This window comes from Myroides sp. LJL116, from assembly GCF_054871685.1.
In genome coordinates, this window is the sequence record NZ_JBTXLR010000031.1 from 1 (window position 1) to 9,002 (window position 9,002).

11 protein-coding genes are annotated in these 9,002 nt (G+C 29.6%); 8 read left to right on the forward strand and 3 right to left on the reverse strand.

Features of this window, described 5'->3' with window-relative positions:
* Positions 1-389: 389 nt before the first annotated feature.
* From ACYSNM_RS13410 to ACYSNM_RS13420, 3 genes are read right to left on the reverse strand one after another with little or no spacing between them, the layout of a single operon-like run.
* A complete protein-coding gene (locus tag ACYSNM_RS13410) occupies positions 390-902 on the reverse strand; it encodes a hypothetical protein (RefSeq protein ID WP_461757386.1) in 513 nt (170 codons plus the stop codon).
* A gap of 3 nt (positions 903-905) precedes the next feature.
* Positions 906-1,391, reverse strand: coding sequence for a DUF7004 family protein (locus ACYSNM_RS13415; protein WP_461757387.1), 486 nt, complete (start codon positions 1,389-1,391; stop codon positions 906-908).
* On the reverse strand, positions 1,363-1,608 hold the full coding sequence (locus tag ACYSNM_RS13420) for a helix-turn-helix domain-containing protein (RefSeq protein ID WP_461757388.1): 246 nt from the start codon (positions 1,606-1,608) through the stop codon (positions 1,363-1,365). Before ACYSNM_RS13420 ends, ACYSNM_RS13415 begins: the two co-directional genes overlap by 29 nt.
* A 193-nt stretch (positions 1,609-1,801) precedes the next feature.
* Between ACYSNM_RS13420 and ACYSNM_RS13425 the strand changes: the two genes are divergently transcribed.
* The 8 genes from ACYSNM_RS13425 (at position 1,802) to ACYSNM_RS13460 (ending at position 8,835) form a co-directional block, all read left to right on the forward strand.
* Positions 1,802-2,659 carry a DNA-methyltransferase gene (locus ACYSNM_RS13425; RefSeq protein ID WP_461757389.1) on the forward strand — a complete coding sequence of 286 codons (858 nt, stop codon included), beginning with the start codon at positions 1,802-1,804 and terminating at the stop codon, positions 2,657-2,659.
* 255 nt (positions 2,660-2,914) lie between these two features.
* The gene (locus tag ACYSNM_RS13430) at positions 2,915-3,622 is read left to right on the forward strand and encodes a hypothetical protein (RefSeq protein WP_461757390.1); all 708 of its coding nucleotides are present in this window, start codon (positions 2,915-2,917) and stop codon (positions 3,620-3,622) included.
* Position 3,623: 1 nt separating this feature from the next.
* Entirely contained in the window at positions 3,624-4,562 is a 939-nt protein-coding gene (locus tag ACYSNM_RS13435; RefSeq protein ID WP_461757391.1) for a 5'-nucleotidase, read from the forward strand.
* Positions 4,563-4,666: 104 nt separating this feature from the next.
* Complete coding sequence (locus ACYSNM_RS13440) at positions 4,667-5,050, forward strand: hypothetical protein (protein ID WP_461757392.1); 384 nt, start codon at positions 4,667-4,669, stop codon at positions 5,048-5,050.
* A gap of 340 nt (positions 5,051-5,390) precedes the next feature.
* Positions 5,391-6,287, forward strand: coding sequence for a DNA adenine methylase (locus ACYSNM_RS13445; protein ID WP_461757393.1), 897 nt, complete (start codon positions 5,391-5,393; stop codon positions 6,285-6,287).
* Position 6,288: 1 nt separating this feature from the next.
* On the forward strand, positions 6,289-7,128 hold the full coding sequence (locus ACYSNM_RS13450; RefSeq protein WP_461757394.1) for a type II restriction endonuclease: 840 nt from the start codon (positions 6,289-6,291) through the stop codon (positions 7,126-7,128).
* A 44-nt stretch (positions 7,129-7,172) separates the two neighbouring features.
* On the forward strand, positions 7,173-8,015 hold the full coding sequence (locus ACYSNM_RS13455; protein WP_461757395.1) for a protein NO VEIN domain-containing protein: 843 nt from the start codon (positions 7,173-7,175) through the stop codon (positions 8,013-8,015).
* A gap of 316 nt (positions 8,016-8,331) precedes the next feature.
* On the forward strand, positions 8,332-8,835 hold the full coding sequence (locus ACYSNM_RS13460; protein ID WP_461757396.1) for a toxin-antitoxin system YwqK family antitoxin: 504 nt from the start codon (positions 8,332-8,334) through the stop codon (positions 8,833-8,835).
* Positions 8,836-9,002 lie beyond the last annotated feature (167 nt).

Sequence of the window (9,002 nt, forward strand, 5' to 3'; positions counted from 1 at the left end):
CCTTGAAAACTTCATCGGAGATAATCTTCTTTGTATCCATAACTGTCTAAATATTAAATATATAAAAAAATCTGCTTAGTTACCCAAGCAGATTTTTATACTTACACAGTTTATGGTACAGTGTCAAATTCTAGTACTATAATTCTTTTACAAGATAAAATATTTTTAATATTCTTGTATTATGATTTAATGACACTGTACCATAAACTTTGTCTTCTAGGTTTTTCGTAGTATTCAGTTATCTTAATATTGTCTTTTGGTTTAATATTACCTCTAACAGAATAAGTAGGTAAACTATCTAAGATATCCTTTATATCTGTTTCTCTTTTAAATTGGAGTCTTATTACATTAGTATTAGTATCCACCTACATCTTTGGTTTCTTGCCGTTTTAAATCTCTTGAATCGCATTATAAAACATAGCTCGGCCAGAATAGTTCCAATAGGTTACATCTTGTTCTACAAAGAGCCATTTAATAGTTTCACATAAAATATCTAAGCTTAACCCTGTTGCGAAAATTAAACCTTGTAGTGAATATTCTTGACAGTTATAAAGTTTTGTAATTTCTTTTATCAATATTAAGTATAATTTAGGGTTTTCTCTCTTTTTTTCAGCAAGGTCTTCTAAAATATTACCATGTGTTGGTCTATTAGTTCTTTTGCCATTGGGATTAAAATTGATGTCAGTAACATGGATAGTAAAGTCAAATCCATTATTGAATTGTGCAGGTCTTTTTAAGTAGACTTTGTGTATATTATTATCATACATAGTGTACTTATATCTGCTACAATTTTCACCTTTTCCAGTACCAGGAGTTTCATCTAAGAAAATATTTATTAGTTGTTTTCTAAGATTAGCCCTGTTTTTCTCAAAGTTAAATCCTATTAAGTTTATTGTAGTCATTTTCTATATTCCTAAAGGTTTCATAATAGCGTCTAACTCTCTCCATTTTCTACCATAGCTAAAACGTGCCGCGTCAGCGGGAGGCATTCCTTGAATCAAGGTTTGGTAAACTCCTAAATGTTTTATACGCTTTTTTAAGATTGCAAACTTTTTGTTTTCTTCTGCTACCATTCCAGCATATATTACAGCAAACCATTGTTCTATAATAATCCTATCTATCTGATTATACGTATTCATAATGGAGTCTATAAGGTTTAGTACAATAGGGTTTATAGTGCTATCAGTGAGGTTATATATAGCTATGAAGTCTTGATATACTTTATTATTAGGGTATCTAGAATTTAAGTTTTTTAAATCTGTAAAATACTCAACATCAAAAGGGGCTTTTTTAGATCCGTTAATCTCAACTACATATACACACCATGAGTCGAATTTACCTTGATCAAAAATTACTTTTCTATTATTTTGAAGGTTCTTTACTAGTCTCATAATTAAATAATTCTGTGGGAGTTATATTGAATGCCTTGGCAAGAGCTAAAATTTTATTTAGTCCTGCTTCTCTTTCAGCTCGTTCGATTAAACCAATGTAGGTCCTATGAGAATTAGCTTTATTAGCTAGTTCTTCTTGGGACCAATTTTGAGATTTTCTTAGTGACTGAATGCGTTTGCCAAAAGCAATTAAATTTTGTTTTTTTTCGTCGTTCATAATAATTGTAAATATCTACATAGTTTACACGTAACTCTACAGACAAAGCGTAGCATTTTAGATGCTTTATCAAAAGAGGTATTAATCCTATAAAACAATCATAATACTTGGTATTGCGATGGTACGTGCAAATATGAAAAGTCTATCTTTGTAGTGGGTTGTTTTATTAAGCTAGTTGATTTAAGACATATAAATGAAAAATAAAATTTACAAAACAGAACATGAGGACTTTATATTGTATAATGCCGATTGTTTTACAAGAATAAAGGCATTAGATGTAAAAGCTGACATGGTGTTTGCGGATCCTCCCTATTTTTTGTCTAATGGAGGTTTAACCATTAATAGTGGAAAAGTAGTTAGTGTAAATAAAGGTGCATGGGATAAAGGAAGTGATATTAAACAAATTCGCTCTTTTAATAAGAAATGGTTAACTCTTGTTAGAGACGTATTAAAAGATAATGGAACAATATGGATAAGTGGAACCTATCATAATATTTTTATAATTGGACAACTACTAACGGAATTAGATTTTAAAATATTAAATGTAGTTACTTGGGAAAAAAATAATCCTCCTCCTAATTTCTCATGTAGGTTCTTTACACATTCAACAGAACTTATTATATGGGCAAGAAAGAGTGAGAAAGTACCTCACTATTACAATTACGATTTAATGAAGCAGATTAATGAAGATAAACAGATGAAAGATGTTTGGAAACTACCTGCTGTAGCTCCATTTGAGAGAACAGCTGGAAAACACCCCACTCAAAAGGCTTTATCTGTGTTAACAAGAATTATATTAGCTTCAACAAAGAAAGGAGATATAGTTTTAGATCCATTCTCAGGAAGTAGTACAACAGGAATAGCTGCTAACTTACTTCAAAGAAATTTTGTTGGTATTGAAAAAGAAAAGGAGTTTTTTGATTTAAGTGTAAATCGAAGGAAGGAACTAGATAGTGAAGAGTTTAGAGAGGTTTTAATTGGAAAAATTCAGGGCTTTAATGAAAAAGGTTTTTTGAAAAACTACCTAAGTGACATAGGAAAAGTACTTTAATTTTCAGGGAAGATAAGTACTAGTTATATTATTATCACTAATAAAAATGTAAATTTCACTAAAAATTAAGATAAATACTTGTTTCTATGTTTAACTTTATATTCACATGCTTAATTAGATTGTTAAGTAATTCAGTGCGAATTAGATTTATCGAAATGAAAAAAAAGCATAGTAAAATAAGTATAGTTTTTAGAGAATATGGGAAAGGTATTATAACAGATACCTTTTTTATTAATTAATTTTAGCAAATTGTCTATGCATAAAAAAAGTTTTAAAGATTTTGTAAATAGGGGAGTTCAAGAGAGTTTCTATGTTGGTACTGGTAACCCTAACTCATCTATCTTATTGGTAGGTAGAGAAGCAGCTATTGATATAAATGATGTTAATAGAATAAATGAATATAACCAAAATGCAAAAACATGGCAGGTACATTGTCAAAGAAACACTTGTGAGATACTTGAATATTTGGTTGAAGAAAACAGTCCGTTAAATAGGGGGTGGGGTAGAAATACATGGAGTAAATATCAAAAGCTCTTTGATTTGCTAAGAGATAAACAAACTACTAAATATGTTGATTTTCTAAAGCATGCTTTTACTACTGAAATCAATGATTCGCCAAGTTTAGTGACTGCTCATGCAAAAGTCGATAAGTTAAATAGTAGAAAGCAGTTATTTAAAAACTCCGCATTCATACAGCAATTTCCCATTGTTATTTTAGCTTGTTCTGATTATTTTGTTAATAGTGACGATAAATTTGAAATAAATGAAGTTTTCGATGTAAACTATGCTGGTGAATGTGAGATTTATAGTAAATATAATTGGTTTTATGTGCACTATAATAGTGATAAAACAAAGATGGTTATTCACACTAGGAATCTAAATAGCAATGTTAAAAACCAGCTTTTGGGAGATTTAGCAGAAAAAATAAAAGAACATTTGAATAGGTTAGAACTAAAATTATAGTATGGCATTAGATTTATCTGAAGTACTGGTTATAGGAGTGTCTTCAAGAGCTTTGTTCAATTTAGAAGAAGAAAATAAAATCTTTCAAGAAGGTGGTATTTCTGCATATCGAAAGTATCAACTTGAAAAAGAGAACGAAACTTTAGAAAAAGGGACTGCTTTTTATTTAGTAAAAAGGCTATTAGCTCTGAATGAAATTGCAGAAAAGCGGGTAATAGAAGTTATAGTTATGTCTAGAAATAGCCCAGAGACTGGAGTTAGAGTTTTGAATTCAATAAAGGAGTTCAGCTTAGATATAACAAGAGTAGCTATGTCAGGAGGTGAGCCGTTATTCCCTTATATAGATGCTTTTGATATAGACTTGTTCTTATCCAAAGATGAGGTAGATGTTCAAACGGTAATAGACTCTAAAGCTTGTGCTGCAGCACTTATTTACGCTCCACCTACTGATTTTGATGATGAAAAAGATACAAGGGTTAAAATAGCTTTTGACGCTGATGCTGTTTTATTTTCTGACGATTCGGAGTTTAGATATAAAACTGAAGGTATGGAGTCGTTTCACCAACATGAGGCAGAGAATGAAAATGTACCTTTAGAGGAAGGACCATTTGCAAAGTTATTACGTAAACTAGCAATTGTTAAGTCAAAATTAGGTACTCCTGTAGAATATTCTCCATTACGCATCGCAATTGTAACAGCTAGAAATGCTCCTTCTCATATGAGAGTTATAAAGACTTTAAGAGAGTGGGAGGTATATGTTGACGAAGCTTACTTTTTAGGAGGAATTGCGAAAGATAAAGTATTAAAGGCATTCGGAGCTCATATTTTCTTTGACGATCAGGACACTCATTTGAGAGAATCTAGTAAACTTGTACCTTCAGCTAAGGTACCTTATAGTAAAGGGTCGAAAATGGATACGATTATAACTAAAAATGAATGATAATAATAGATCCGATTGAGGTAATTGGAGAGTCATAAGAATGAAATATATATGACCAAAAAAAACATGAGTTCATTAATAAAGTATATTTAGACTTTGTTGACTTGCAATCTTATTATTTATTTTTAGAAAACCTTAATAATTTAAATTTAGATAAAAATACAATCATAGATATTAAGCTATATCATTCAGTTCAGCGTAAAGACAGAAATAGAAATTCTTTAGTAAAGGTAATTAATTGCCCCCAGGATGCTTATATTATTTTTACTGGAGCTACTAGTTATAGAGATATAAATAGTTATATTTTTGAAGGCATGTTTTCCTCAAGTGACACGGTATATTTTGTTGTTTCTCATTATTTTGTACCTGCGGGAATGTATATTATAGATGATTTGAAATTCGATAAAGTAAAGGCCTTTATTTCAGTAGGAATAGACAACTCTTACGGGTACCTTCATTTTGGTAATGTCAGAAAATTAAACAAATAGTTTGGGTATAGAAATGTTTTAATGACAATGGATAAGAATGGTAACTATCAGGAAAACCTATAAAGTATTAGAATTAAATGGTTTTATTAAGGAAATCCATTTGACAAAATACAAAAAGTCAAATATGTCTGTATTAATATATAATATCATTTATTATTTAAAGATTAATTATACTTGGATAATCAATTTTAAATAATCTTATGTCTTATAATAAACATAATTGCTTTAAATCATTATGATTTTATTTTATCGTTTTCTTCACGTTATTTTATATGACAAATCCAATTCTTTAGTCAAGTAAATAATTTATACTTTTGCCATAAATAAAACAAAAAATAGAATGAGTGTAGAGGCAAAGCCTTTTTTGAAGTGGGCAGGAGGTAAAACACAGTTAATACCAGAAATCGAAAGTAGATTTCCAAAATCTTTTACAAGTGAAGACGTAGTATATATCGAACCTTTTGTTGGTAGTGGAGCATTATTCTTTTATGTTCTTAATAAATATCCTAATATAAAAAGAGCAATTATTAATGATGTGAATTCAGATTTAATTACAACTTATAGGATGATTAAAGAAAATGTGGAAGTACTTATTGAGGAATTAAGAAAACTACAGGATGAATATCATCGATTTGTTGAAGATAAAGATGAGCGTACTTCTTATTTCTTAGGAAAAAGAGCCTTATATAATGATAAAGAGAGGAGCGATTTACAAATTGCTAGTTTATTTATTTTCTTAAATAAAACCTGCTTTAACGGACTTTATAGAGTTAATGGGAAAGGGGTATATAATGTGCCGATTGGCAGTAGTAAAACTCCAGCTATCCTTAATGAAAGTAATTTACGTGCAGTGAGCCAAATTCTACAAAGAGTAGAACTCTTTAATGGAGATTATCAAGAAGTATTAAAATCAGTAAACGAACAGAACGTCTTCTTTTACTTTGATCCTCCCTATAGACCTCTTTCTAACACTTCTAGCTTTAATTCATATGCAAAAGGTGACTTTAACGATACAGAGCAAATACGCTTAAAAGAATTCTGTGACACTATATCTGAAAGAGGCTTTAAATGGATGCTTAGTAATTCAGATGTGAAAGCAGCTAATTCAGAGGATGACTTTTTTGATGATTTATATAAAAGTTATACTATAGAACGCGTATCGGCAAGTAGATCTATAAATGCTAAAGGAAGTGGAAGGGGAAAAATTAATGAGTTATTAATTAATAATTATTTATAAAATGGCCAAAAATTTTAATCTTTTTTTATCTCAGTTAACCGAGACTAATGCTACACTGGATTATTTTACAGATTTTAAGAAAGTTAGAGCTAATGTAAATAAGATTTCCATTAAACTAAATCAATTAAACTATTTAATCGGAAAAGATAATTTATTGGAAGCAATTGAAGATGTCTTTAAAGAGAATCCTAAAGCATTTGAGGTATTGGATATATTAATTGCTATTAGAAAAAATAAGAAAGCTAAAACTTTTAACCAAGATGGTCATATTGTTTTTGTGGAATCCTATTTTACATCTCCAATGATGATATTAGATTACCTAAATGAAACTGGTTTAGCTGAAGTATTTTATAATAAGGATGTAACTAATTTGGTTGATTATGTTTTTGGTATAGAAGTAGGTTTAGATACAAATGCTAGAAAGAATAGGGGAGGTGATAATATGTCTAAAGCCGTTTCTCTTTTCTTTGATAAAGCTGATATTATCTATAGGGCAGAAGTCAATAACGATGAGTTTCCTGCTATTTTGAGTTTTGGAGTGGATGTTAAGCGATTTGATTTTGTGATTAAAACAAAAACAACTACTTTCTTAATTGAAACAAACTACTACAATACTGGAGGCTCTAAATTAAATGAGATCGCAAGAGCGTATTCAGATATAGCATTAAAAGTTAATCAAGTACCCGGTTATGAGTTTGTTTGGATTACAGATGGACAAGGATGGAATAATGCAAAAAATAAATTAGAAGAAGCCTATGGAATTATCCCTAATTTATTTAATTTAACTACAATTGAAGATTTTATTGAAAGGATTAACCTTGAAGAGAGTATTGCTTTTTAGATTATAGTGTAAAAGGCTTCTTTTCAGCATAATATTAAATAGGAATGGTTTTGGAAGACTGTGGTCATAATAAAGAATTACAAACTTCGTTTTTAGAGGAATTGCATCATAGTCAAGCTGGAGGTGGTAGGCATCGTTGTGTTACGTGTGCCTATCATTTGGGGTATGATTTAGGCTGTTCAGGTATATATAAAGACTATGATTCATTTTTATCATTATTTTCTAATGAAGAAAAAGAACACTGCAAAGACAAAAAGTCATTAGTACCAACCAAGTTACTTAGTGCACTTGAATTCAATCAAGCAGGTTCAGGTAGGCATAAGTGTTGTAATTGTGCTTTTGTTGCTGGATTTGAAGAAGGCTTATATCTTAAAAAACAGATTAATGCTGCTGTGTGGCAGAGTAAGGAATTTTTTTTAAAGGAAGGAAATGCACCTGTTTATAGGAGTTTAGTAAGTCCAAGTAATGATTCTTTTAAAGAAAATTCTAACGTCGTAAAAGATTTTGATTATATAGAACAAAATAATTTTCTACGTATTATTGGTGAAATTGGGGAAGAAATAGTTTTGAATTATTTGCAACAGTTAGGTAAAAAGGTAAAGCATTCTTCCAAGGAAGTAGGTGATGGATTAGGCTATGATATTCTAGCTTATGATAGTCATGGAGAAAAAATGTTTATCGAAGTAAAGACTACAGTAAAGGACCAAAGAAGCCCTTTTTATTTAAGTTCTAGTGAACATAGTTTTTTAAACAACAATAGTAATACTTTTATTTATAGGGTATATAATTTAGATATAGATAAAAAAACGGCAGATTTTTTCATTTTAGATCAACAAGAAATAAAGAAACTAAGCTATACAGTGAGTGTCTATAAAGTTCATATTTAATTTAGCTATACGCTTTTATGTAACTTTATAAGTATCATATATATAGTTTGTTAAAAAGAATATTTAGGGCAAAGGAATATTGTGGCAAACTTTCTTAGAGTTGATATATTATCTTGGTGAAGTATTGGGTTTTAACACGCGACTCACTGTAGAGATAAGGAGATTATCTAACCGAGATAATAACTTTAATGTATAGCATTTTTAGCTTAAGGAGTAAAAGTTTCTTTTCAAGACTCATAGGGATTAAAACTTAGATTTTTTTACATTAAAAGATTAAAGAAAGAATTAGAAAACGGTATTTATAAAATTAGGTATCATGAAAAATTTTATTAAAATCAATGGTGTTAACTACGAATTAGTTACCACTTATTATGAGAATGGAAATGTCAAGGCTGAAGAGTGCTTTTTTAATGGTGTAAAAATGGGACCTTCTAAATACTATTATAAAGATGGAACATTACAATCAGAAGCAAATTATCAGCAGGAAGAAAAACTCCAGGGTTTAAAAAGACAGTATAATAATAAGGGTATACTAATTTCAAAGGAAAATTATGACAATGGAAATAAAGATGGTGAGCAACTATATTATTATGATAGTGGAAAGTTAAGAGGTCGAATAAATTTTTCTTTTTTTAGTGAGCATCATACTTATTACTATGAAAACGGAAACATTCGTTCAGAAATAACTTTTGAAAATGGGATGAGAACTTATTTTAAGTCATTTTATGAAAATGGAAGTAAAAAAGCCTTTATAATTTATAATGAAGGGGAAATTAAACATAGATTAGACTATGATGAAAATGGGGATAGAATTGATTAAATATTTATAGTGGCACTGTATCTTTAAGTGTGTAAGTTCAAAAAATAAGCTTGGGTTAGGTTTTGTTTAAAGTCTAACCCTATCTTTATATAGGATCATAAATTGGTCTAATATTATTCCCCAGTTTCTTACTGGCATAGTCCATTTTCTAGTAGCTTCTCTTACAG